This is a genomic window from Dermabacter sp. HMSC06F07 (genome assembly GCF_001807345.1).
Taxonomy (GTDB): domain Bacteria; phylum Actinomycetota; class Actinomycetes; order Actinomycetales; family Dermabacteraceae; genus Dermabacter; species Dermabacter hominis.
The window spans coordinates 225,067-248,876 of record NZ_KV788577.1; the positions used below are offsets into that span (position 1 = coordinate 225,067).

Below are 23,810 nucleotides of genomic sequence, written 5' to 3' on the forward strand. Positions count from 1 at the left end.
GCGGCTAGTCCGAGGTTTCGCCGGCGAGCCGCGATTCGAGTTCGAGCCTACGCTCAGCCTGCTCGTCAAGGTAGGTGGAGCGCACGCTTCGCCACCAGATGTAGAGGAAAAACACGCCGAAGAGGATCCACTGGAGCATGTATCCGAAGTTTTGGAGGTTGAGGCCACTCGTGAAGCTCGACTGTGCGGCGGGAAGCGGCCCAAGGTCGCGCCACGCGTCCGCAGCGGCAGCGTCCGCAGCTGTGACGTCGGCAGCGTCGGCCCCTTTCGCCGAGGAGTCGCTCGCACCAGCCTCCGCAGCGGTTTCGCTCGCACCGTCGGACTCCCCCGGCCCGGCCATGTACTGACGCGCCTCGTTCGTGAGGGCCCCGTACCCGGCGAGCATGGGCCCCTCCCACACGTTCACGAGCAGGGTGGAGGAAAGCGTTCCGACGGTCGCCACGCCCCCATCACCCTCGTGGCGCACGGTGCCGCTCGCCTCCTCGGAGGCCTCGAGGCGCACGACTATTTCATGCGAGCCGGTGGGCGGCTCGGGAAGGGTACCCCATTCGCTCGAGGGGGCGGTCGTGTAACCGCGCGCGACGGGGATGGATGTGCCGCGAAGCGGCCCTTTGGTGATGCGTGCGTTTGTGACGACGACGGCGGCGTCGTGGCCGTCGATCTCGCGGCCGGGCACGAGCACTTGCTCCGAGGGCACGAACTCCCCCGTGAATGACGCGAGACGCCCCTGGACCGCGTTTGTGACGGGTGCGTGCGCGTCCATGAGCTCCTCGATCGGGACGGGCGCGGCGGATTGCGTTTCATCGCGGGCGTCGAGGGCTCGCGTTGCTCGCTCGAACTGCCAGTTCGCGAGGAGACCGCACACGAGGGTCGCTGTTGCCATGAGGGCGAGTAGGCCCAGGAACTTGGGGCGGAGAGCGACGCGAAGCATTCCTTAAGTGTAGGCGTGAGATTGAACGAGTGGGCCCTTGGTTCCCGGGCAGCGTCCAACTGCTCGCCCTATCCTAGAAAGCGTGTCTCACAGTGTGTATGTAACCTCGTCAGAAGGACGCTCCGGCAAGTCCACCGTTGCCCTCGGCCTCCTTGAAGCCCTCGTCGCTACGTCAGAGAACGTCGCCGTGTTCCGGCCGATCATCGATTCGCGCCACGAGCGTGACGCCGCCGTTGAACTCCTTACTTCGCACCCGGGCATTAGCCAGGGCTACGACGAAGCGCTCGGCGTCACCTACGACCTCGTGAACTCCAATCCTGAGAAGGCGCAGGAAGAGATCATGCGCCGCTATCAGGAGCTGCGCGAGAAGTACCAAGCGGTGCTCGTTCTCGGCTCTGACTACAACGGTCTCGCAAACCCCACCGAACTCGCCTTCAACGCTTCCGTGGCCGCGAATATCGGCGCGCCGGTTGTGCTGGTCGTCAGCGCACGCCGCCGCGATCCGCAGCAGGCCGCGACGGTCGCCCAGATCGCCTTCCACGAGTTTGCACAGAACCACGCGACCCCCGTCGCCGTCGTCATCAACCGCGCCGCGGAAGAGGACCTGCCCGCAAGCCGCGAAGAGATCGCGAAGGTTCTTCCCGAAGGCGTGATCACCGCTGCCCTTCCCGAATCGGACATCGTGTACTCGCCGAGCGTGAACGCTATCAAGGATGCCGTGAACGGCACGGTCGTCCAGGGTGCGCCTGAGCTTCTCGATCGCGTCGCGCTCGACATCGTCGTGGCCGCGATGGGGCTGCCGAATGTGCTCAAGAATCTCCACGAGTCGAGCACCGTGATCGCCCCCGGCGACCGGCACGATCTCATCCAGGGCATCCTCATGTCACAGCAGTCGGGCACGTTCCCGTCGCTCAGCTCGCTCGTGCTCACGGGCGGCTACGACCTTCCCGAAGAAATCAAGGCCCTCGGCACGGGCGACCTGCCGATCATCGTGACAGAGGAGAACACCTTCGAGGCTGCCGTTGCCGCGAGCAATATCGACGGCAAGCTCACCTCGACGCCGCAGAAGGTCGACGCTGCCCGCCGTCTCGTCGCCGAGAATTTCGCGATGACCGACCTCATTTCGGCACTCAACCTCGCAAAGAGCGACGTTGTGACACCGATGATGTTCCAGTTCGACCTGATTGCCCGCGCGCAGGGTGAAAAGAAGACGATCGTGCTTCCCGAGGGCGATGAGCCGCGCATCATCGCCGCCGCCGAGGCGATCCTCAGCCGCGGCGTTGCAAACCTCGTGCTGCTGGGCGACGAAACCGCGATCCGACAGAAGGCTGCACAGCTCGGCCACGACATCGCCGAAGCCCGCATCGTATCCCCGCACGACGAAGAGCTCGTCGAGAAGTTTGCCGAAGAGTTTGCGCGTCTTCGCGCAAAGAAGGGCGTGACCCTCGATCAGGCGCGCGACACCGTCCAGGACGTCTCCTACTTCGGCACGATGATGGTCCATTTGGGCTACGCCGACGGCATGGTCTCGGGCGCCGTCAATTCCACCGCCCACACGATCCGCCCCGCGCTTCAGATCATCAAGACGAAGCCGGGCGCGAAGGTCGTCTCCTCCGTGTTCCTCATGGCACTCGAGGATCGCGTCCTCGTGTACGGCGACTGCGCAGTGAACCCCGACCCTACAGCCGAGCAGCTCGCCGACATCGCCGCTCAGTCCGCCGCAACGGCAGAGCAGTTCGGCGTGGACCCGCGGATTGCGATGCTCTCGTATTCGACGGGCACGAGCGGTTCGGGGGCCGACGTCGACAAGGTTCGCGAAGCGACCGCGCTCGTGAAGGAGAACCACCCCGACCTGAACGTCGAGGGCCCGATCCAGTACGACGCCGCCGTGGACGCCTCAGTCGCGAAGACCAAGCTTCCCGATTCGGCCGTTGCTGGCCGCGCGACCGTGTTCGTGTTCCCCGATCTCAACACCGGTAACAACACGTACAAGGCAGTGCAGCGCTCCGCCGGAGCGATCGCGATCGGCCCCGTCCTGCAGGGACTCAACAAGCCCGTGAACGACCTTTCGCGCGGCGCGCTCGTCGAGGACATCATCAATACCGTCGTGATCACCGCGATCCAGGCGCAGAACCAGAACTGACGGGCGAAGAGCCCCTTCTTGACTACGAACGGAGAAACCGTGACTAACAGCAACGTTCTCGTGATCAACTCGGGTTCGAGTTCGATTAAATTCCAGCTCATCGACCCGACCTCGAATCACGTGACCGCGTCCGGCATCGTCGAGCGCATCACGCTGCCCACGGGCAACGCGTCGATCGAGGCCGGAGACAAGGAAGAAACATGGGAGGGCTCGATCCCCGATCACGTCAAGGGCATGCAGGTCGTCGAGGAGCTCTTCGCGAAGGTTGGCGTTGAGCTGACCGAGGAGACCGTGAGCGCCGTTGGCCACCGCGTTGTCCAGGGCGGCGCGGTGTTCCCTGAAGCCACCCTCGTCACTGACGAGGTCCGCGACCAGATCCACGAACTCGGTGCCCTCGCGCCCCTGCACAACTACGCGGCGGTGGACGGCATCAACGGTGCACGCGCGCTCCTGCCGAACCTTCCCCACGTCGTCGTCTTCGACACGTCGTTCTTCACGCAGCTTCCGCCCGAGGCATACACGTATGCGATCAACAAGGAGATCGCCGAGCAGTACAAGATTCGCCGCTATGGTGCACACGGCACCTCCCACGAGTTCATTTCCTCTCGCGTGCCGGGATTCCTCGGCCGCGAAGGCGAGGATCTCCGCCAGATCGTCCTGCACCTCGGCAACGGCGCTTCTGCCTCCGCCGTCAAGAACGGCAAGCCCGTTGATACCTCGATGGGTCTCACCCCGCTCGAGGGCCTCGTCATGGGCACCCGCTCTGGCGACATCGACCCGTCGGTGTATGCGCTTCTTCACCGCCAGGCCGGTATGGACCCCGCGGAGGTCGACACGCTTCTCAACAAGAAGTCCGGTCTCATGGGCCAGCTCGGCATGAGCGACTTCCGCGACATTTCCGCCGCCGTGGAGGCTGGCGACGAAGCCGCGAAGCTCACGCTCGGTATGTGGGCCCACCGTGTCAAGAAGTACGTGGGTGCCTACGCTTTCATCCTCGGTGGTCTCGACGTCATCACGTTCACCGCGGGCATCGGCGAGAACGCTTCGCTTGCCCGCTCGAGCGCCCTCGAGGGTCTCGAGGAGTTCGGGATCATCCTCGACGAGGAAGCAAACGCCCAGCGTAAGAAGGAACCGTGGATCATCTCGGCGCCTGAATCGAAGGTCACCGTTGTCGTGTACCCCACGAACGAAGAGCTCGCGATCGCGCAGCAGACCCTCGAGGTTGCACGCGGCTAACGATTACCGCACAGAAAGTGGGGCTCGCCGACAATGGCGAGCCCCATTTTTCGTGGAGGGTATCAGCGAGTCGTGACGACCTCGACGCGCTGGAACTCCTTGAGGTCCGTGTAGCCGGTCGTCGCCATCGCGTGGCGAAGCGCGCCGACGAGGTTCGTGGTGCCATCGGCAGAAAGGCCGGGGCCGAACAGGATCTGCTCGAGTGGCGCGACCTGGCCGACCTCGACACGGTGCCCGCGCGGCATCGTTGGGTGGTGTGCCTCGCTGCCCCAGTGAAAGCCGCCGCCGGGGGCCTCCGTGGCTCGTGCGAGCGCGGCACCGACCATGAGACCGTCGGCCCCGCACGCGATAGCCTTCACGATGTCACCGCTGCGACCGAGGCCACCGTCGGCGATCACGTGCACGTAGCGGCCGCCCGATTCGTCCATGTAGTCCCTGCGGGCCGCGGCGACATCCGCGACGGCAGAGGCGAGCGGCACGGAAATACCGAGGGTCTCCCACGTGGTTTGGCTCGCGCCGCCACCGAAGCCCACGAGAACGCCCGCCGCCCCCGTGCGCATGAGGTGAAGGGCCGCGGTGTAGGTTGCGCACCCGCCCACAATGACGGGGACGTCAAGCTCGTAGATGAAGCGCTTGAGGTTGAGCGGCTCGCGGTTGCCCGAGACGTGCTCGGCGCTCACGGTGGTGCCGCGGATGAAGAAGATGTCGACGCCCGCATCGACGACGCTCTTCCAGTGTTCCTGCGTGCGCTGCGGCGAGAGGGAACCGGCCGCGACCACTCCAGCTTCGCGTAGCTGCGTGATGCGCTCACGGATGAGGCCCGGCTTGATCGGCTCCGAGTAAATCTCGCGGATGCGGTGGTGAACATCCTTCGGGTCGAGACGCGCAATCTCCTCCAGGAGCGGCGTGGGATTCTCGTAGCGAGTCCACAGGCCCTCGAGATCGAGCACGCCGAGCCCGCCGAACTGGCCGAGTTGGATCGCCGTTTCGGGGCTCATCACGGAATCCATAGGGGCCGCGAAGATCGGGATGTCGAAGTGGTAGGCATCGACCTGCCACGAAGTTGAGACATCCTCCGGGTCCCGCGTGCGGCGGGAGGGCACCACGGCTACATCGTCGAGGCCGTAGGTGCGACGGCCTCGCTTATTGCGTCCAATTTCGATTTCGTTCTGCACGGTTTCCAGTCTACAGAGGCCATACGGGATTGACGTCTGGTGTTTTGCCCTGCCGCTTGAGATAGTCGATGAAATTTTCGGCCCATGCGCGGTGAAGCTCGATTTGCTTCTTGTGGAGCTCGGCGAGATCGCTTTCGGCAATGACCGTGTGCTTCTTCGCCATGGCGCGCAGAACATCGAGGGTCATGGATACATCGACATCTGCCGTGTGCATGTTCCCCTCGGGCTCCTCGATCCCGTACACCTCCATGAGAGTCGACAGATTGCGCTTGCCCTTGCGGTAGCGATCCAGCCCGCGATCGAGCACGAGCGGATCGACGACAGGCGCAATCGCGCGGCCAAGGCGATCCTCGATCGTGGGCAGGCCGTTGCGGCTCAGCTCCGCTTCGATGATCGAAAGATCGAAGCCACCGTTAAACGCGACGATCGGCGCGCCCTGCTCAAGGCACTCAACGATGCGCACCGCTATTTCCTCAAGAGCGGGCGCGGGCTCCATGCCGTAGGCGCGCGCGTGTTCCGTGGAGATGCCGTGCACGCGCGAGGCCTGCTCGGGAATCTCCACGCCCGGGTTGATGAGCCACGTCGCGACGGTTTCGCCCTCGCGGCCCGGCCCCGTGGAGAACACGAGGGCTGCGGTCACGATGCGATCATTCGCGGTATCCGTGCCGGTGGTTTCCGTATCAAAGCCCAGCATCGGGCCGTCAATCCAACTCATGTCACAAGCCTACGTCGGGGTGGGACATTTAAACGTGGCCGGCCGTAGGATGAGGAAAGACCCCCTCCGCGCGAGCAACCATGGAGAGCCGTGCTCGAACTGCACAACATCACCAAGTCCTACACGACGGGCACCTTTACCCAGGTCGCGCTTGCCGGTGTGAGCGTCGCGTTTCGTGACAACGAGTTTGTCGCAATCCTCGGCCAATCTGGATCTGGCAAAACCACGATGCTCAACGTGGTTGGCGGCCTCGACCACTTCGATTCCGGCGACCTCGTCATCGACGGTATCTCGACGAAAAACTTCAAGGACCGCGACTGGGATCGCTACCGCAACAACCGCATCGGTTTCGTTTTCCAGAGCTACAACCTCATCCCCCACCAGAGTGTCCTTGCGAACGTTGAGCTCGCTCTCACGCTCTCGGGCGTCGAGCGGTCCGAGCGCCGCACACGCGCCCTCGATGCCCTCGCCAAAGTGGGCCTTGGCGAACACGTGCACAAGAAACCGAGCCAGCTTTCCGGCGGGCAAATGCAGCGAGTCGCGATCGCACGCGCCCTCATCAACGACCCCGAGATTCTTCTTGCCGACGAGCCCACGGGCGCCCTCGACTCCGCCACGTCCGTGCAGGTCATGGACCTTCTACGCGAGGTCGCGAGCGATCGCCTCGTCATCATGGTCACTCACAACCCCGAGCTCGCCCACGAATACGCAACCCGCGTCGTCGAGTTTGCCGACGGCAACGTCGTCGGTGATTCCGATCCCTTCGACACGGCCCTCGAGGAGACGCGCGAAGCGAAGCCCACGCGCAACACGCGCATGGGGCCGCTCACGGCACTCATGCTCAGCTTCAACAACCTCATGACGAAAAAGGGCCGCACGATCATGACCTCGTTCGCGGGCTCGATCGGCATCATCGGTATCGCCGCGATTCTCGCGCTCGCGAACGGCGTCAACAGCTACATCGCCAAAACCGAGGAAAACGCTCTCGCGAACTACCCGCTCAGTATCCAAAAAACGGGGGTCTCGATGGAATCGGGACTCGCGAACGCCAAGCCCAAAGGCGAAGAAAAAGCGAATACGGTGCGCGCCGTTGAGATGTACACGCGCTCCATGAACTCGACGAGCACCAACGATCTCGCCTCCCTCAAGAAGTATTTCGACGCCAACGGAGGAGGAATCAACTCCTACGTCAAGGCGATCGAATACTCTTATGCAGCCGAACCCCAGATCTACGCGCTCGGCACCGACAAGCCCGTGCAGGTCCATCCTGAACAGGCGTTTTCTCAATACTCGGGGGGCTTTTCGCTCAGTCCCGCGAGCGCAATGTTCTCGATGAACGCCTTCCGTCAGCTTCCCGAAAACACCGCGCTCTACACCTCGAAATACCGAGTTCTCGACGGGCGCTGGCCAAAAAACGCGCACGAACTCGTGCTCGTCCTCGACGAAAATGGCCGAATGCCCGATCTATACGAGTACACGCTCGGCCTTAAGGACCACGCGAAACTCGACGAGATGATGGAAAACACGCAGGCGGGACGAGCATCGGGAGATTCCGACGGCACCTCGGGCGACAAAACCTCCACAAAACCCGGCGAGTACACCTACGACCAGATCATCGGCACCGAGTTCTCACGCGTCAACGCCTTCGAGACCTACACCCACAACGACGACACCGGCACGTGGATCGACCGCAGCGGCGATGCCGACTTCATGCGCGAGAAAATCGACAAGGGCGAGCGCCTCACGATCGTCGGCATCGTGCGCCCCAACGAAGGCGAGGACATGGGTGCACTCCAGCAGGGCATCTCCTACCTTCCCGCCCTCACGGACCAGGTCATCACCGAAGCTGCCCAGTCGGAGATCGTCCACGAGCAGCGGGCGCATCCCGATGTCGACGTTTTCACCGGAAAGACATTCGACGAACTCAAAAACGACGATCAGGGCGACGACTTTGACATGAGCTCCCTGTTTACGGTCGACCAGGAGAAGATCCGCGGCGCATTCCAGATCGACGAGTCGAAACTCCAGATGGACCTCGGCGGTCTCGATCTCAGCTCGATGCCTGCACCGAACTTCGATCCGGGCGCACTCGATATGAGCGACCTTGATTTTTCGAGCCTCGACCCAGGCGCGGCAACCATCGGACCCCCAACCGTGGAACCCCAGGACCTCGACCTTGCCGACCTCACCGCGCGCTACCCCCAGCTCGCCGACATCGACCTCCAGGGCGCGCTCGCGAAGGCTCTCGAGGGCGACGTGATCCGGCCCGGTGCCGGCGCGTACCTCAGCGGCGAGGCGGGCGCGCTCATCCAGGGCTTTCAGGAGTACTACGCGGCGCATGCGGATTCCGACGGCGACCAGATTCCCGATCGGGACACGGCCGAGGTCGTGCTTGAGTACATGCAGACCGACGAGGTCAAAGGGAAACTAGACGAGATTTCGAACTCCGACAAGGTGGTCGATCGCGCGCTACTTGAACAGCAACTTTTCGAGGCCCTCGGCGACGACCCGGCCCTCAAGGACGTTTCCTCCGCGGTCAGCAACGATCTCTCGAACGCCATCGCCGAGCAGCTCTCCACCCAGCTAGGCGGCGCCCTCGCAAGCCAAATTCAGCAGGCCATCGGCGGATATTTGACGAACGCGATCGGCTCCATGATGCAGGAATACATGAGCGCACTCCAGGGCGAGATTGAACGCCAGATCAATGACGCGATGTCCACGATGGGCGAGAATTTCGCGAATGCCATGAGTGTCGATCCGGAGAAATTCGCCGATGCGTTCGAAATGAACATGGACAAGGAAGAGCTCGCTGCGTTCATGTCGACGATGGTGTCGACGCGCGCGGCAAGCTACGAGGACAATCTCGAAAAGCTCGGCTGGGCAGACCGCACGAGTCCCGATCAAGTCGATATTTACCCGGCGAGTTTCAAGGACAAGGACAAGGTCAAGGCCATTCTCGACTCCTACAACGCGCAGGCCAAGGCGCGGGGCGAGAAGAAGAAGGAGATCGTCTACACCGACATGGTGGGGATGCTCATGAGCTCGGTAACGAGCATTATCAACGTGATCACGTGGATGCTCATCGCCTTCGTGTCGATCTCGCTCGTGGTCTCGTCGATCATGATCGCGATCATCACCTACATTTCCGTGCTTGAGCGGCGCAAAGAAATTGGCATCCTGCGTGCGGTAGGGGCGTCAAAGGCCGACGTCCGCCACGTGTTCAATGCGGAAACGATCATCGAGGGGCTTCTCGCGGGCCTTATTGGTGTGGGCATCACGCTTCTGCTGTGCATTCCGGCGAACATCATCGTTGAGCAGAAATTCGACGTCGAGAATATTGCGAGCCTCCCGCCACTAGCGGGAGTGATCCTCGTGGGAATCTCGGTGCTGCTCACCGTACTGGCGGGTGTGATCCCCTCGGGCAGGGCGGCGCGACAGGACCCGGTCGAGGCCCTGCGCGCCGAATAGCCCCAGGCTTTAGCGGGCGCGGTAGTTCGGTGCCTCCACGATCTGCGCCATATCGTGCGGGTGCGACTCCTTGAGGCCCGCCGCCGTGATGCGCACAAACTTCCCGCGCTCCTTGAGCTCGGGAATCGTGTGCGCCCCCACGTAGAACATCGACTGCGCAAGGCCGCCCGTCAGCTGGTGCACGACGGTGCCGAGCGCGCCCTTGTAGGCGACGGTTCCCTCGATGCCCTCGGGCACGATCTTGTCGTCGGTCTCGACATCCGCCTGGAAGTAGCGGTCCTTCGAGAAGGACTTTTTGCCGCGCGAGGCCATCGCGCCGAGCGAGCCCATGCCGCGGTAGCTCTTGAACTGCTTGCCGTTCATGAGGATCACCTCGCCGGGCGACTCGGCGGTGCCCGCGAGGAGCGAGCCGAGCATCACGGTATCGGCGCCGGCAACGAGAGCCTTCGCGATGTCGCCCGTGTACTGCAGGCCACCATCGCCAATGAGGGGAACACCCGCGCTCTTGCATGCCTTCGAGGCTTCATAAATGGCCGTGACCTGCGGGACGCCGACGCCGGCGACGACGCGAGTCGTGCAGATCGAGCCCGGGCCCACGCCAACCTTGACGGCATCCACGCCCGCGTCAATCAGGGCCTGGGCACCTTCGCGGGTTGCGACGTTACCGCCGATGATCTGAACGCCGTCGAAGGCCTTATCAGCCTTGAGTCGGCGAATCATGTCGAGGGCGAGGCGCGCGTGACCATTCGCGGTGTCGACCACGAGCACGTCGACGCCCGCGTCGCGCAGCGCACCGGCGCGCTCGTAGGAATCGCCAAAGAAGCCCACGCCCGCGCCGATCAGCAGGCGCCCCTCGGCGTCCTTCGAGGCATTCGGGAACTGCTCGCTCTTGACGAAGTCCTTAACGGTGATGAGACCCGTGAGCGTCCCGTTCTCGTCGACGAGGGGAAGTCGCTCGCGCTTGTGCTTGCGCAGCAGTGCCGTTGCTTCGTCGCGGCTCACGTCGGTAGGTGCCGTGTACACCTCGCGGGTCATGACGTCCGCAACCTTCGTGCTCGCCCACTCGGCGACGGGAATGAAGCGCAGGTCGCGGTTCGTGCAGATACCGAGAAGCTTCCCGTGTTCATCGACGACGGGCAGGCCCGAAACTCGGTAGTTGCCGCACGTCGCATCGAAGTCCTCGAGAGTCGCCTCCGGACCGATGGTCACGGGATTCGGGATGCGACCGGTCTGGGTACGCTTCACGAGGTCGACCTGGTGGGCCTGATCCTCAATCGAAAGGTTGCGGTGGAGGATGCCAATACCGCCGAGGCGCGCCATCGCAATCGCCATACGGGCCTCGGTCACGGTGTCCATCGCGGCGGAGGCGAGGGGCACCCTCAAGCTAATCTCGCGCGTGAGGCGCGAGGTCGTATCAACATCGCTGGGAATGACGTCCGTCTCCCCGGGGAGAAGCAGCACGTCGTCGTAGGTAAGGCCAACAAAACCGAAGGGATCATTCGTCATGATCCAACCTTAGCGCCGCCTCCTTGCCAGTTGCTTCCTGCGCGCATCAAATGCTTCGAGAAACACGTGCGGATCCTCGAATTCGCCGCGCCACGCCATCCCGTACTTCTTCGCAAGAGCGCGGTTCTCCCAGGACTTTCGCGCGGCTCGGTCACGGGCAAGCAACTGCGGGCGAGATGCCCCCTCCCCCGCAAATACCCTCCGCTCGAATTCGGCGATTCCCTCGTAACTGCGGTCGTCCCAGCCGCTATAGGGGATGAGCAAGCGTCGGGCCCCCTCCCCCGCCTCCAGCGCCGTGACACCCTGGGGCCGAAAGTCCGGAACCACCGCCTGGACGTGCGCGACCGCAAGATGCTGCCGGCCCCGACGGACCTCGCCCGCAACCGGGTCCCACCAGGTAGTCCTGTGCACGCACGCGAGCACGGCGAGCAGAAGCAGCGCGAGCAGGGCCCAGCCCGCACACCACGCAAGCGGGAGCGACACAAACCATGGCCAACCGCTGATGCGCCCCACATACAGGCCCGTGACCGGAAGGAACAGCGCGGCAAGGAGCGGCGCCCCCCACTTGAGCCACGGCACTAGGCGCGCGACAAAGGTCGGGCCGAGCGCGATCCGGCCACCTTTCACACGCGGCTCAACGCGCTCAGTCATCTCCCGGCACCTCCGGCGGCCACCACTCGAACCGACGCTCCCTGCCCGTCACCGGATCAGTGAACGCCATGAGCACGCTCCACAGGGCGAGAGGCTCACTCACGTCCCGTCGTGACCGCTCCCCCGTCGCGGGATCGGGCGGGGGCGCGGGATACAGTTCGTCCCCCACAATCGGCAGGCCCACGTGTGCAAGGTGCACGCGCAGCTGGTGGGTGCGGCCCGTATGCGGTACCAGGCTCACGAGACTCCGACGGCTCTCCGCCTCACGCCGCATCATCCGCACGCTCGTCCACGCCTCTTTCCCATGCGGGTCAATGTGCGCCCAGAGATCACCGTGCCGTTTCGCGATGGGTTCGCGGATCTCGATCGGGCCGCGCTCGAGTTCGGCAAGCGTCGGCCCCTCCCCCGACACCCACGCCACGTACCGCTTTTGCACTTCCCCGCGCGCGAAGAGCTGCTGGTAGGCGCCCCGCTCCTGCGGAATCTTCGAGAGCACGAGGATCCCGCCGGTCTGCTTATCGAGCCGATGAATCGGCGAGAGATCGGGAAGCCCATGCGCGACTCGTAGTCGCACGAGGGCACTGCGGCGAATGTGCTCGCCGCGCGGAATGCTCGCCATCGTGCGCGGCTTCGCGACCACGAGCAGATGCCCGTCCTCGTACACGATCGGAATCTCGGCCGGCTCGAAAGGTTCCGGCGCGAGCTCCCGGTGGAAAAATACTTCGCGCGCACGCATCATCGGCTCCTGGGCTGACCACGCGGCGCCATGCTGGTCCACGACCTCGCCCTCGGCGAAACGCGCACCGAGGTCACGCGCCTCAGGCGAACCGAGCGCAGGGAATCGGTCCAGCAGCACCTCGCCTACCGGACGGCCCACCTCGCGTGGCGCCGCCACCACCCTCACGGCATCGAGCCCAGCCCTCTGCGGCAAAGGCGGGCGGGCAAAACGCTTCGTACGGCGGGCAGGCATGGCTCCATTGTGCCAAGGAACCGGTGGCTTCAAATCCCCCAGATCATGAAGGTCAGCACATTGTGCGCGGCGTAGAACGCGACAATCGCGAGCACGAACATGTTCGGGTGGCGATCGATGACCGTCAGCGAGCCGGGCATCATGCGGGCAAGCTCACCGGGGCGCGCATGATCAATATGGTCGATTTTGACGCCGTGAGCCTCGGCTTCGCGCACGAGAATTGACTGCGCCCGCGTGCCGTAAAACGCGCCCGAGAGGTTCGCAACGCGGCTCGTACTCGAGCGCATGATGAGGGCGGCATCGAAGGCATCGACCTCGGATTCCACGGGGTCACGGGGTTCTTTACCGCGGTAGATGTCGCGCACGAGCCAGATTCCCGAAAGCGCACTCCAGCGCGCCGAACGCGGGATACGGAAGAGCCCTCGAACCTTGATCCGATCGTCCTGAAGGATCACGCACTGGCTGACGATGCGCAGCACCCCGATGAGCGCAAGAGCCACGACACCGAACCACACGTAAAGCGGCAGGGTGAACCAGTGATCGCGAAACAGTCGCGCATCACTCCAGAGGCCCTGACCGATGAAACTGATGCCCACGAGAAATTCAAGAAGAACCGTGAACACGATCGCCGCAAGGAGCGAGGCGCTCATGGCCGCGGGGCTCGGCCGCATAACAATCCTGTGCGCCTTGCCGTTGTGTCTCGTCGTCACATCCTGCGTGGGGCACTCACCCCTGGGCGTGCTGCGCGATGGTGAGTGGAACACTGCGCTCATGCGATCCCCTCTCACTCTCGCGAGTTTCGGCAGTTCGGGCTTCGGTGTGCGTGGGCGCGCGCGGCGCGTTGTGGGTGCACTCCGCTAAGAATACGCCCCGCTTCTCGAGAAACCTCAAGGAGCGGGGCGCGTGAGATGGGGGGCCGACGATTGACTACTCTTCGTCGTCCTCGCGCTTGTCGACGACGAGGGTCTCGGTCGTCAGAACGAGGCCCGCGATCGAGGCGGCGTGGCGCAGGGCGCTGCGCGTCACCTTGACCGGGTCGATGATGCCAGCGTCGACGAGGTCGACGTATTCGCCGGTCGCAGCGTTGAGGCCGGTGCCCACCGGGGACTCCTTGACCTTCTCGACTACGACGTAGCCTTCCTCACCGGCGTTCTCGGCGATCCAGCGCAGCGGCTCAGCAACGGCCTTGGCGACGGCGCGAACGCCGACGGCCTCGTCACCCTCGAGCCCGAGATCATCGGCGAGGACGGTCGCGGCCTGGACGATGGCCGAGCCACCGCCAGCGACGATGCCCTCTTCGATCGCGGCACGCGTTGCGGCGACCGCGTCTTCGATGCGCATCTTCTTTTCCTTGAGCTCGACCTCGGTGTGCGCGCCAACCTTGATGACGGACACGCCGCCCGAGAGCTTCGCGAGGCGCTCCTGGAGCTTCTCGCGGTCCCACTCGGAATCGGTGTTCTCAATTTCTGCCTTGATCTGCTGGACGCGATCGGACACGGCTTCGACATCACCGGCGCCGCCCACGATGGTCGTGTTGTCCTTCGTGATGACAACACGCTGTGCGGTGCCGAGCTGGCTGAGCTCGGTCGTCTTGAGGTCGAGGCCGAGATCCGGCGTGATGACCTCAGCGCCCGTGAGGATCGCGATGTCCTGCATCATGGCCTTGCGGCGGTCGCCGAAGGCAGGAGCCTTTACAGCGGCGCCCTTGAAGGAGCCGCGCAGCTTCGAGACCACGAGGGTTGCGAGGGCTTCGCCCTCGACGTCCTCGGCAATCACGAAGAGGGGCTTGCCGGACTCCACAACCTTCTCGAGCACGGGCAGGAACTCCTGCACGTTCGAGATCTTGCCCTGGTTAATGAGCACGTAGGCGTCTTCGAGAACGACTTCCTGGCGGTCAGCGTCGGTCACGAAGTGCGGGGAGATGAAGCCCTTGTCGAACTGCATGCCCTCGGTGAAGTCGAGCTCGAGCGCCGTCGTCGAGGACTCCTCGACCGTGATGACGCCGTCCTTGCCAACCTTGTCGAATGCCTCGGCAAGGAGCTCACCGATCTCGGCATCCTGCGACGACACGGTCGCGACGGAAGCGGTCTGCTCCTTCGAATCGATGTCGATCGCGATCTCGCCGAGCTTCTCGCTGAGGGCCTCGACAGCCTTCTCCATGCCGCGCTTGAGCGCCGCGGGGGCGGCACCCGAAGCAACGTTGCGCAGGCCCTCGTGCACGAGCGCCTGGGCGAGAACGGTTGCGGTCGTCGTGCCGTCGCCAGCAACGTCATTGGTCTTGGTCGCGACTTCCTTCGCGAGCTGAGCGCCGAGATCCTCGTAAGGATCATCGAGCTCGACCTCGCGAGCGATCGTCACGCCGTCGTTCGTGATGGTGGGGGCGCCCCACTTCTTGTCGAGGACGACGTTGCGGCCCTTGGGGCCAAGCGTCACCTTGACGGTGTCCGCGAGCTTGTCGACGCCGCGCTCAAGCGCGCGACGCGCCTCCTCGTCGTAAATGATTTCTTTTGCCACGGTGAGCCTTTCAGCCTTCGATGATTGCGAGAACGTCGCGCTGGCTCAGAACGAGGTATTCCTCGGAGCCGTACTTCAGCTCGGTGCCGCCGTACTTCGAGAAGACGACCTTGTCACCAACCTTGACGTCCATGGGGATGCGAGCACCCTTGTCGTCGAAGCGGCCTTCGCCAACGGCGACGACCTCGCCCTCCTGGGGCTTTTCCTTGGCAGTGTCGGGGATGATCAGGCCCGAAGCAGTCACCTGCTCGGCTTCGAGCGGGCGGACGACGACACGGTCCTCGAGGGGCTTAATGGAGACCGACATGCGACCTCACTCCTTCTTTAATCAATGTGAAGTTGACGGGTGTGCCACGGTGGGATGCTCGTCGTCGCGGTGCCGAGCAACCCGGCGCACCTTTGGCACTCTCACGCTGAGACTGCCAACGGATCAAGACTAGTGTGCCCGTTAGCACTCGTCAAAGCTGAGTGCCAGCTTTACGCGGAGCGCAAACCCCCACAACTCCTATGCAATTCAGGTGGGTGGGATTCGGGTCAAAACGGGGCCTAGGTCCCATAAGCCCGCGGCTCCTACGTCACATATCCGGCATACCGGAACCCGGGTTCCATATCACACGGTCCACCCTAGCGCGACTTTGTGTCCACTTCATAAGATTGAAACACGTGAGAAACCAGCGGTGGAGAGCGCTCTACCGCCACTTTTCGCGCACAAATTAGGTACCACCGGTAGTGAGGACACACCCAAAATGACCATCATCCGCTCAATCTTCAAGACCTTCGAAAACCTCGCCGATCACATGGTTGGACAGGACGTCGAAAGACACAACACGGTTCACAAGAACCGACTTGGCGGCGACTTCGCGGCAATCGCACAGGCCCGGAGCAGCCAGGGCTCGACAACCCTCGGTCTCGGCCGCTAAATCCCCCAACCTCACCTACCGAACGCCCCGCGCGCCGCTCCTACGAGCGCAGCAGCGCCGGGCGTTTATTCATGCCCCAAAACCTAAGATCGAAACGCTCCTCAGCCGATCGCGGCGACCCACTCGTGGGTACCGTCGGAAAAATACTGGTCCTTCCAAATCGGAACGCGCGCCTTCACCTCATCCACGAGATCCGCACACGCCTCGAATGCACGCGCCCGGTGGGGAGCTGCGACCGCAGCAACGAGCGCCGAATCGCCCACCTCAAGAGCACCGTGGCGGTGGCTTGCGGCGACGAGCACATCCGGGTAGCGCTCGGCGATCGTGCGCACCACATTGGCCATGACCTCGCTCGCGCTCGGGTGCGCCTCGTAGGCGAGACGCACAACCCCGCGCCCCTCATCGTGGTCGCGCACGAGTCCGTCGAAGGTCACGAGCGCGCCGCAGCGCCGATCCTCGACACAACGGACCATGTCAGCGACGGCGACCGGCTCGCCACTCACGCTCGCGTGACGCACGCGGTCCTCGACGCCGCCGAGGCGCGGGTCGCGCTCATCCTGCACTGCTTTCACGTCTTTCCCCTCGCTCATTCGTGACCTCCCCCATCGCGCTGGCGCAGGACGTGCTCGACAATGGGCTCGAGCACCGCCATACCGTCCTTCACTCCACCACGGGAGCCGGGCAGATTCACCACGAGAGTGCGACCGGCGAAACCGGCAAGCCCCCTGCTCACTACCGCGTACGGCGTCGATTCGCGCCCCTTGAGTCGCAAAGCTTCCGCAATCCCGGGGATCTCTCGCGTGAGGTGGGGGCGAGTTTGTTCCGGCGTGACATCGCTCGGCGTGAGGCCGGTGCCTCCCGTCGTGATCGCGAGATCCACTCCCGAGGCGATGACATCTGCAAGGGCGCGGCCAACGTCGGGCCCATCCGGAACCACCGTGACGCCACACCCGCGAAAGCCGCACCGTTCAAGCCACGCGGAGAGCACGGGTCCCGTGAGGTCTTCGTATTCGCCGCGAGCCGCGCGCGTCGAGGCGACGATCACGCACGCCGACCAACCGCGCTCCCCCACACACTTCACCGCGCACCGCCCTTGTCGCCGCTCGCGACGTTACGGTCCCAATCGCCGCTCTTACCCCCGGACTTCGCGAGAACCTTGACGTCGCCGATTACCGCGAGGTGATCGACGGCCTTCACCATGTCGTACACCGTGAGCGCCGCAACGCTCGCCGCCGTGAGTGCTTCCATTTCGACGCCAGTCTTCCCCTCGGTCTTGACGCGCGCGCGAACCTCGATCGCCTCGGGAGCGATCCGCGCGAAGTCCACGGTGACCTTGGTAATGGGAAGCGGGTGGCACAGCGGGATCAGCTCGTGTGTGCGCTTGGCCGCCATGATGCCCGCAACTCGGGCGACGCTGAGCGCCTCCCCCTTCGGCAGCTCGCCCGCGAGAACCCGGTCGATCACGTCGGCGCGGCTCGTCAGGGTCGCGCTCGCGACAGCTTCGCGGGTCGTGACGGCTTTGCTCGACACATCGACCATGTGGCTCGAACCGTCGGAGCGCACGTGCGTAAGGGGGCTGCTATCGCCACTGTTGACACTGGTCATCGAAGAATCATCACCTCATGAATGTCGCCGTCGGCCACGCGCGTGACCTCCGGGGGAATAAGCACGAGCGCATCGCTCAGGGCGAGCGCGCCCACGAGATGCGAACCGGGGCCGCCCACGAGCTTCACAGTTGAGTCAGCGTTGAGCCGGGCCCGCCGCACCTGCACGAGCCCCTCCGGGGAAGGCTCGCTCGCGCCGGTTTGTGTGCGCACCGGCAGGTGCACACGCGCGCGCGGCGGTGCTGCGAGGGCGTCGCGAACGAACATCTCGAGGCTCACGTACGCCGAAACCGGGTTGCCGGGTAGCGCGATCCACGCGACCTCGCCATGCTCCGCCGCGAGCATCCCGAGTCCTTGCGGCCCTCCCGGCTGCATCGCCACCTTGTCAAACGCGAGGCGCAGCGGCGAGGCTGCCATCTGGGCCGCCTGGCGAATCGGCTCGACGGCCCCCGCACTCACCCCGCCGGTCGACACGACAAGATGCGCCCGGGCACTCTCGCATGCCGCACCCACGTCATCGAGAAGCGCACGCGGATCATCCGGAACGCGAAGCCTGGCGCACACCTCGATCCCCGCGTCTTCAAGCGCCGCGGACACGAGGAAGGAGTTCGCATCAAAAATGCGCCAGTCATCCGGCTCCGGCTCCCCCGGCTCGCGCACTTCAGTTCCCGTCGAGACGACAACGGCGCGCAGCCGCTCGCGCACCTCCACTTCGGCCACGCCAACAGAAGCGAGGTGCCCGATCAGGCGCGCAGTCAGCACCTGGCCCGCCCGCGCGACAACGTCGCCGCACTCGGTGTCGCTTCCCGCGGGGCGCACGAAACACCCCTCGGTGCGGTGCTCGGGGGCAAGGGTAAACGTGAGGTCCGACGGTTGCTGGCCGACGTCGGATTCTTCTTTCGTCCGCTGAGCAAAACGGCCGACCGCGGTCTCTTCGACGGGGATCACGGCGTTCGCGCCCGCGGGGATGGGGGCGCCCGTCATGATGGGGCGAGCCGATCCCGGCTCGAGCGTCGAGGGCTCGTCGCCCGCCGCGATGAGAGGGCCGAGCGGAAGCGTAATCGGGGCACCGTCGGGGGTTGGGGCGAGGCTTTCAACGTTGAGCGCGAAGCCGTCCATCTGCGAGTTTGCGACGGGAGGCACATTCACGGGCGAGGTCACGTCTCGGGAGAGGGTGCGGCCTCGGGCACGTTCGAGGCCGACGGTTGCCACGCCCGGGGCGTGTGGCGAATCCAGCACGGCGCCCATGAGCTCCCGAAGGCTCCGCCGGTGCTCGGCGAGAGGGATGCGACCAGGCGCGAGGCGCGAGTCTTGCTCCACGGTGGTGTTCCTTCCTCGTGTGGCCAGGGCCTCTAGGGTAGCGCGCGAAAGTCCCCTAAGCTGGTGTGACACCTCTTTGTCGTTCCCCGTAAAGGAGAGCATGTCGATCGATCTCGGGATGCCGAAGCCCCGCGCCATGGACCCCATCGAGGAAGCGCCCTCGACCGAAGGGCGCCCCGCAACGGGCGCGCTCATCGACACCTTCGGGCGTACGGCGCGCGACCTGCGCATCTCCCTCACGGATTTCTGCAACCTCCGCTGCACCTACTGCATGCCCGAGGCCGGCCTCCAATTCCTCAAGAAACCGCAGCTCATGAGCGTCGAGGAGGTCGCGCGGTTCGTCCGCATCGGCGTGGAGGAGCTCGGAATCCGGGAAGTGCGTTTCACGGGCGGCGAGCCACTTACGCGCGCCGATCTTCCCGAGATCATCGAGTCCGTGGCCGCGCTTTCACCGAGACCCGATATCTCGCTCACAACCAACGCGATCGGGCTCGAAAAGCGCGCAACGAAGCTCGTGGAGGCGGGGCTCAACAGGGTTAATATCTCGCTTGATTCGGCGCACTCCGAAACTTTCGAAGCGATCACCCGGCGTCCATTCCTCCACCGCGTCCTCGAGGGCATTGATGCCGCGCGCGAAGCGGGGCTGAGCCCGGTCAAAATCAACGCCGTTCTCCAACCCGGTGCGAACGAACACGAAGCCGCTGAGCTCCTCGCCTGGTGCCTCGAGAGGGGGCTTGAGCTTCGTTTCATCGAATACATGCCGCTCGACGGTGCGGGACGCTGGAACCGCGAACGCATGGTCACGGCGAACGATGTATGGCAGCTTCTCAGCCCCTACTACGTGATGCACCCCGTGCGCGAAACTCGCGGCGGTGCCCCCGCCGAGAAATTCGAGGTATGGCCGCGGTCGGGCGCTTCGGCGCCGGGTGCGCCGGGCACGATCGCAGGGGTGTTGAAGGAGCGTGACATCGATCCAGCGGATACGGAAGCTGTGCGCCAAGTTCTGCCTCCGACCCCCGGCGAACCGTTCATAGAGACGTGCGAAAGGCCGCGTGAGGAGTCGCTGGGAACCGTCGGAATTATCGCTTCCGTAACGCGCCCCTTCTGCGCGGATTGCACCCGCACTCGCCTTACTGCCGAGGGCCGCGTGCGCACGTGCCTCTTCTCCCACAGCGAGACCGATCTGCTTGGCCTCATGCGATCCGGGGCGAGCGACGAAGACATCGCCGAACGGTGGCGCGCCGCCCAATGGGGAAAGCAGGCGGGCCACGGCATGGATCGCAGCGACTTCGTGCAGCCCGAACGCCCCATGAGTGCGATCGGAGGTTAAAGACATGACCGAAAGGATTCACACGATGACCAGGGCCGACGTCCGCTTCTTCGCCGGTGCTGCCCACGCTTTTGGCACCGACTCCCAATTCGTCCAGTTCGAGGGCGACACCCTCGGGGACCTGCTCGATGCCCTCAGGTCAGGTGCCATTGAATCGGCGGGGGCCGACGCCGCAGTAGTGCTCGATCGATGCAGCTTCCTCGTGAACAAGGTGAGCGAAAACGACCCCGCGGCACGCCTTATCGAAGGCGCCGATGGCGGTATCCGCGTAGATGTTCTGCCGCCGTTCGCGGGCGGCTGAGGCTCGACTCTCTCCCGGTTCCCTTCCTCCCGGCCTAGGAAACTAAACCCAACATTTGTGGCGGTATTCGAGGCCATTGCGCCACAAATGTTGGGTACAGATTCTCGATACGAACTGCACGCGGGCCTCGCTACCGCCGCGTTGGGCTGCACACAACTTTCACTCGACGTCTCAAGGCCCTCTTCGCGATAGACGCCGCCCGTGAGTTCGCGAGTGCTCGTGCCACGACATCATCGGGCGCTTTGACCGGCAAAACTGGCAGGTCACGAACGTGAAGCCGGAACACCTCGAGGCCGCGATCGGCGTAGAAGAAATCCTTTGCTCGATCTTGCTCGATGGCGTCAATTTTTCGGTGATACTCCCCGTCATACTCCCCGACGACGCCTTCCCTCTCCCACCAGAAATCCGGCGCACACACAATGCGCCCACGAGCATCGTGAATCGGCACGTTGAGACTCGGCTCCTTGAGCCCAGCAAAGACCATCGCGAGCCGAGCCCGGGTTTCTTGCGCCGAATCAGATCCCACTCGAATGAGTTCAAGCGCGCGGCGTGCACGACAAATACCGGGCAAGCCTGGATAAGCGGCGACCGCGGTCTCCAGTTCGGCGAGCGTCGCGTACGGAGCGGTGCGCCCGAACTCGAGTGTCGATCGAGGCACCCGCACAAGGGCATCGCCCGCAGCCACGAGGTAATCGAGCGGAACGATCGACGCGAGATCGAGCCACGTGCGCACACGCGACATGATCCGAAGCCTGTGCTCACCGTTCGTGAGAGTGCGAATCTCATGCTCATCGATCCGAGAAAAGTGAACGTCAATGAGCGGATTAGGCCTCGCTGCTTTCAGCGGCGTAACAAAGCTCATCGGAGCCGCGGGTTCCCACGTCGAGAGCTGAGGAGGCAGCGGCATCTCGTGCACGCGCGCCGCATTCACCCCCGAAAGCACGAGGTGTGGATATTTCGCACATAGAGCCCGCGCAAGTTCGGACTCCGTGAAGTCACGATTGTCGTTGGCATAGATACCCGGGCCGAGGATCGTAATGTCGCTGCGGCGGAGCCGGTCGCGTGTGCCGCCGAGCGCGGCGAGATCATTCGCGGTGAACACTGGCGGAAGCTTGCTCGGCAGTGGCGAGGGAGGTCGAGTCATGGAGTCAGTCTTGCCGCGACAGGACCATCGAAAAAGCGGCGACTGCCAAATTGTGGATAACTTTCAAAGTGGGGTAGCGCCCGAAGAGACTGAGTGACGCTGGAATGAAGGCATCGGAAGCTGCTGCCGGCGGCTACCGAACAAACTCGGCGACGACAGGCCATGCTTCCAAATCCTCACCCAACGTTCATGGACGGGATTCGGCGACTACGGCGCATGCCCCCGAATCTGCACCCAACGTTTGTGGCGCAATAACCGCGAATACCACCGCAAACGTTGGGTTTAGCATTCTAGGCCGGGAAAAAGGGTCGAGGCCTAAGACCCGATGCGACGAAGCTTCCGTCCCGGCCTAGCCGCCGAGAGACGCGGCCACGTATCCTCCCGCCATATCCCCCACCTCAATCCCGAGGGCGGCGAGCTCAGCCTGGGCCGCCGCCGATCGGGCGCCACCCGCGCAGTGGAGGATTGCGCCACGCAGGTCATCAACCCCACTCAAGGGCCCGACGCTTGCCCGCTCCCCTCGAGCAAACTCCATCAGTTGATCCTTCGGGATGTTCACGGCGTGAGGCAGCATGCCCTTTGCAGCTTCCGACTCTTCGCGGATGTCGATGAGCAGACGCCCATCGGCCGCCTCCCGAAGCGCCTCGGAAGGGGAAAGCACTTCGGGGTCAAGGTTCGAAGTAGGAGCGGCAGAAGAATAGTCGGCGTCGTTTGCTTCGGCTTCGTCGGCTTCACCGTCAGTGCTAGTGAAACCGGCACCGGTCGCAGAAGCAAACGGTGGCGCGGTCATCGTCGGAAACCCGCAGGTCTCGACAAGATCCTCGATCTCGGTGACGGGTAGTCGGCCTGGCTTACGCTCAACATCGATGCGAGTCCACTCACCCGTGAGCGCACTATAAAGCTGGAGTCGTCCATAAAGCGGCGACCCGAGCCCCGTGAGAATCTTCAGTGCTTCCATAGCCATGGTTGAGCCGATGACTCCCACGAGTGGTCCGAGAACCCCAGCCTCGCTACAGCTCGGCACCTCCCCTGGTTGCGGCGGGCGAGGATGCACGTCGCGATAGGTGACGCCACGTCCATCATCACTGAAGAAAGCGGCGACTTGACCGTCAAAGGCGAGGATAGACCCCCAGATCAGGGGCATATTGAGGATCTCGCATGCGTCGGACACAAGGTAACGAGTGGGAAAATTATCAGTGCCATCAAGTACGAGATCGTGCCCCGCGAGAATGTCGAGCGCGTTCGCAGGCGTAAGAACCTCAGGGATCTCGCGCACGTGAACGGCGTGGTTGAGCGCATGAACAGCCTTGGCGGCGGAGGAAACTTTTGGGGTTCCGACGGCAGCTTCGGAGTGAATAACCTGCCGCTGTAAGTTGGAACTATCCACTAAATCTGCATCGATGACAGTCAACGAGCCGACTCCGGCCGCGGCGAGATACTGAAGGATTGGCGCCCCAAGTCCACCCGCACCTACGACTGCAACCTTCGCTGACCTCAACCTTTGCTGACTCTCGGGCGTGAAGCCCGGCAGAAGAAGATGTCGTGAGTATCGCCGATAATCCGCTCCACTCAGTGCGGACCCCGACGCTCCGGGTGCATAATTAACCATGACTTCCAGTCTCAGAATTTGACCTCAACCTAGGTGGGTGGGAATAATCCACCAGAATGGCGCGGTGAACCACCTCACATGGGGTACAGTTCAACCGTTCCATGAATAGTTCATGACCTTTCCGTGACGCCACTGTTCACATTACGAGAATAGGCGCCCCGATTAGCGAATTGAACTACTCTGAAGCATCCCCGCGCCCCCGGGCGCATCCGGTCCCACCGCCCCCGGGCGGCGATACGAAATAAGGAAAACGCACGTGTCCCTTATGTCCAC

The 23,810-nt window shown here is 63.8% G+C and carries 21 protein-coding genes; 6 read left to right on the top strand and 15 right to left on the bottom strand.

The window, feature by feature from the left end; genetic code table 11:
• Positions 1-4: 4 nt before the first annotated feature.
• Positions 5-931 carry an SURF1 family protein gene (locus HMPREF3157_RS03355; RefSeq protein ID WP_070435507.1) on the bottom strand — a complete coding sequence of 309 codons (927 nt, stop codon included), beginning with the start codon at positions 929-931 and terminating at the stop codon, positions 5-7.
• 82 nt (positions 932-1,013) lie between these two features.
• Between HMPREF3157_RS03355 and pta the strand changes: the two genes are divergently transcribed.
• Together pta and HMPREF3157_RS03365 are read left to right on the top strand one after the other, a co-directional pair.
• Positions 1,014-3,074 carry a phosphate acetyltransferase gene (gene pta / locus HMPREF3157_RS03360; protein ID WP_070435508.1) on the top strand — a complete coding sequence of 687 codons (2,061 nt, stop codon included), beginning with the start codon at positions 1,014-1,016 and terminating at the stop codon, positions 3,072-3,074.
• A 39-nt stretch (positions 3,075-3,113) separates the two neighbouring features.
• Positions 3,114-4,310: an acetate/propionate family kinase gene (locus HMPREF3157_RS03365; RefSeq protein ID WP_070435551.1), complete on the top strand. Its 1,197-nt coding sequence runs from the start codon at positions 3,114-3,116 to the stop codon at positions 4,308-4,310.
• A 62-nt stretch (positions 4,311-4,372) separates the two neighbouring features.
• On the opposite strand, the gene HMPREF3157_RS03370 is transcribed toward HMPREF3157_RS03365, so the two are convergent.
• Together HMPREF3157_RS03370 and HMPREF3157_RS03375 are read right to left on the bottom strand one after the other, a co-directional pair.
• Positions 4,373-5,485 carry a GuaB3 family IMP dehydrogenase-related protein gene (locus tag HMPREF3157_RS03370; protein ID WP_016663902.1) on the bottom strand — a complete coding sequence of 371 codons (1,113 nt, stop codon included), beginning with the start codon at positions 5,483-5,485 and terminating at the stop codon, positions 4,373-4,375.
• Between the two features lie 10 nt (positions 5,486-5,495).
• Entirely contained in the window at positions 5,496-6,200 is a 705-nt protein-coding gene (locus HMPREF3157_RS03375; RefSeq protein ID WP_070435509.1) for an exonuclease domain-containing protein, read from the bottom strand.
• 90 nt (positions 6,201-6,290) lie between these two features.
• On the opposite strand from HMPREF3157_RS03375, the gene HMPREF3157_RS03380 reads away from it, so the two are divergent.
• On the top strand, positions 6,291-9,668 hold the full coding sequence (locus tag HMPREF3157_RS03380) for an ABC transporter ATP-binding protein/permease (protein WP_070435510.1): 3,378 nt from the start codon (positions 6,291-6,293) through the stop codon (positions 9,666-9,668).
• 9 nt (positions 9,669-9,677) lie between these two features.
• On the opposite strand, the gene guaB is transcribed toward HMPREF3157_RS03380, so the two are convergent.
• The 6 genes from guaB to groES form a co-directional block, all read right to left on the bottom strand.
• Positions 9,678-11,174: an IMP dehydrogenase gene (guaB, locus tag HMPREF3157_RS03385; protein ID WP_070435511.1), complete on the bottom strand. Its 1,497-nt coding sequence runs from the start codon at positions 11,172-11,174 to the stop codon at positions 9,678-9,680.
• Between the two features lie 9 nt (positions 11,175-11,183).
• The gene (locus tag HMPREF3157_RS03390; RefSeq protein ID WP_070435512.1) at positions 11,184-11,825 is read right to left on the bottom strand and encodes a hypothetical protein; all 642 of its coding nucleotides are present in this window, start codon (positions 11,823-11,825) and stop codon (positions 11,184-11,186) included.
• A complete protein-coding gene (locus HMPREF3157_RS03395) occupies positions 11,818-12,795 on the bottom strand; it encodes a pseudouridine synthase (protein ID WP_070435513.1) in 978 nt (325 codons plus the stop codon). Before HMPREF3157_RS03395 ends, HMPREF3157_RS03390 begins: the two co-directional genes overlap by 8 nt.
• 29 nt (positions 12,796-12,824) lie before the next feature.
• Positions 12,825-13,466: a hypothetical protein gene (locus HMPREF3157_RS03400; RefSeq protein WP_141740599.1), complete on the bottom strand. Its 642-nt coding sequence runs from the start codon at positions 13,464-13,466 to the stop codon at positions 12,825-12,827.
• Positions 13,467-13,722: 256 nt separating this feature from the next.
• Positions 13,723-15,309, bottom strand: coding sequence for a chaperonin GroEL (gene groL / locus HMPREF3157_RS03410; protein ID WP_016663895.1), 1,587 nt, complete (start codon positions 15,307-15,309; stop codon positions 13,723-13,725).
• A gap of 10 nt (positions 15,310-15,319) precedes the next feature.
• The gene (gene groES / locus HMPREF3157_RS03415; RefSeq protein ID WP_016663894.1) at positions 15,320-15,616 is read right to left on the bottom strand and encodes a co-chaperone GroES; all 297 of its coding nucleotides are present in this window, start codon (positions 15,614-15,616) and stop codon (positions 15,320-15,322) included.
• 439 nt (positions 15,617-16,055) lie between these two features.
• Here groES and HMPREF3157_RS10495 point away from each other — a divergent pair, with 439 nt between their 5' ends.
• Positions 16,056-16,229 carry a hypothetical protein gene (locus HMPREF3157_RS10495; RefSeq protein WP_016663893.1) on the top strand — a complete coding sequence of 58 codons (174 nt, stop codon included), beginning with the start codon at positions 16,056-16,058 and terminating at the stop codon, positions 16,227-16,229.
• A gap of 101 nt (positions 16,230-16,330) precedes the next feature.
• On the opposite strand, the gene HMPREF3157_RS03420 is transcribed toward HMPREF3157_RS10495, so the two are convergent.
• Genes HMPREF3157_RS03420 through glp form a run of 4 tightly spaced genes read right to left on the bottom strand, consistent with a single transcriptional unit; the run spans position 16,331 to position 19,153 of the window.
• Positions 16,331-16,819: a molybdenum cofactor biosynthesis protein MoaE gene (locus HMPREF3157_RS03420; protein WP_016663892.1), complete on the bottom strand. Its 489-nt coding sequence runs from the start codon at positions 16,817-16,819 to the stop codon at positions 16,331-16,333.
• Positions 16,816-17,310, bottom strand: a complete 495-nt coding sequence (locus HMPREF3157_RS03425) for a MogA/MoaB family molybdenum cofactor biosynthesis protein (RefSeq protein WP_016663891.1) — start codon at positions 17,308-17,310, stop codon at positions 16,816-16,818. The genes HMPREF3157_RS03420 and HMPREF3157_RS03425 overlap by 4 nt, the downstream gene beginning before the upstream one ends.
• Positions 17,307-17,834 carry a cyclic pyranopterin monophosphate synthase MoaC gene (gene moaC, locus HMPREF3157_RS03430; RefSeq protein WP_016663890.1) on the bottom strand — a complete coding sequence of 176 codons (528 nt, stop codon included), beginning with the start codon at positions 17,832-17,834 and terminating at the stop codon, positions 17,307-17,309. Before moaC ends, HMPREF3157_RS03425 begins: the two co-directional genes overlap by 4 nt.
• Positions 17,831-19,153 (bottom strand): molybdopterin molybdotransferase MoeA, encoded by a 1,323-nt coding sequence (gene glp / locus HMPREF3157_RS03435; RefSeq protein WP_016663889.1) that lies wholly within the window; start codon positions 19,151-19,153, stop codon positions 17,831-17,833. Before glp ends, moaC begins: the two co-directional genes overlap by 4 nt.
• Positions 19,154-19,253: 100 nt before the next feature.
• Between glp and HMPREF3157_RS03440 the strand changes: the two genes are divergently transcribed.
• Both HMPREF3157_RS03440 and HMPREF3157_RS03445 read left to right on the top strand, forming a co-directional pair.
• The gene (locus tag HMPREF3157_RS03440) at positions 19,254-20,483 is read left to right on the top strand and encodes a GTP 3',8-cyclase MoaA (RefSeq protein ID WP_070435516.1); all 1,230 of its coding nucleotides are present in this window, start codon (positions 19,254-19,256) and stop codon (positions 20,481-20,483) included.
• A gap of 25 nt (positions 20,484-20,508) precedes the next feature.
• Entirely contained in the window at positions 20,509-20,784 is a 276-nt protein-coding gene (locus HMPREF3157_RS03445) for a MoaD/ThiS family protein (protein ID WP_070435517.1), read from the top strand.
• Between the two features lie 130 nt (positions 20,785-20,914).
• Here the strand turns inward: HMPREF3157_RS03445 and HMPREF3157_RS03450 are convergent, their stop codons facing one another.
• Together HMPREF3157_RS03450 and HMPREF3157_RS03455 are read right to left on the bottom strand one after the other, a co-directional pair.
• Entirely contained in the window at positions 20,915-21,928 is a 1,014-nt protein-coding gene (locus HMPREF3157_RS03450) for a hypothetical protein (protein ID WP_141740601.1), read from the bottom strand.
• A 349-nt stretch (positions 21,929-22,277) separates the two neighbouring features.
• On the bottom strand, positions 22,278-23,537 hold the full coding sequence (locus HMPREF3157_RS03455) for a HesA/MoeB/ThiF family protein (protein ID WP_070435519.1): 1,260 nt from the start codon (positions 23,535-23,537) through the stop codon (positions 22,278-22,280).
• Positions 23,538-23,810 lie beyond the last annotated feature (273 nt).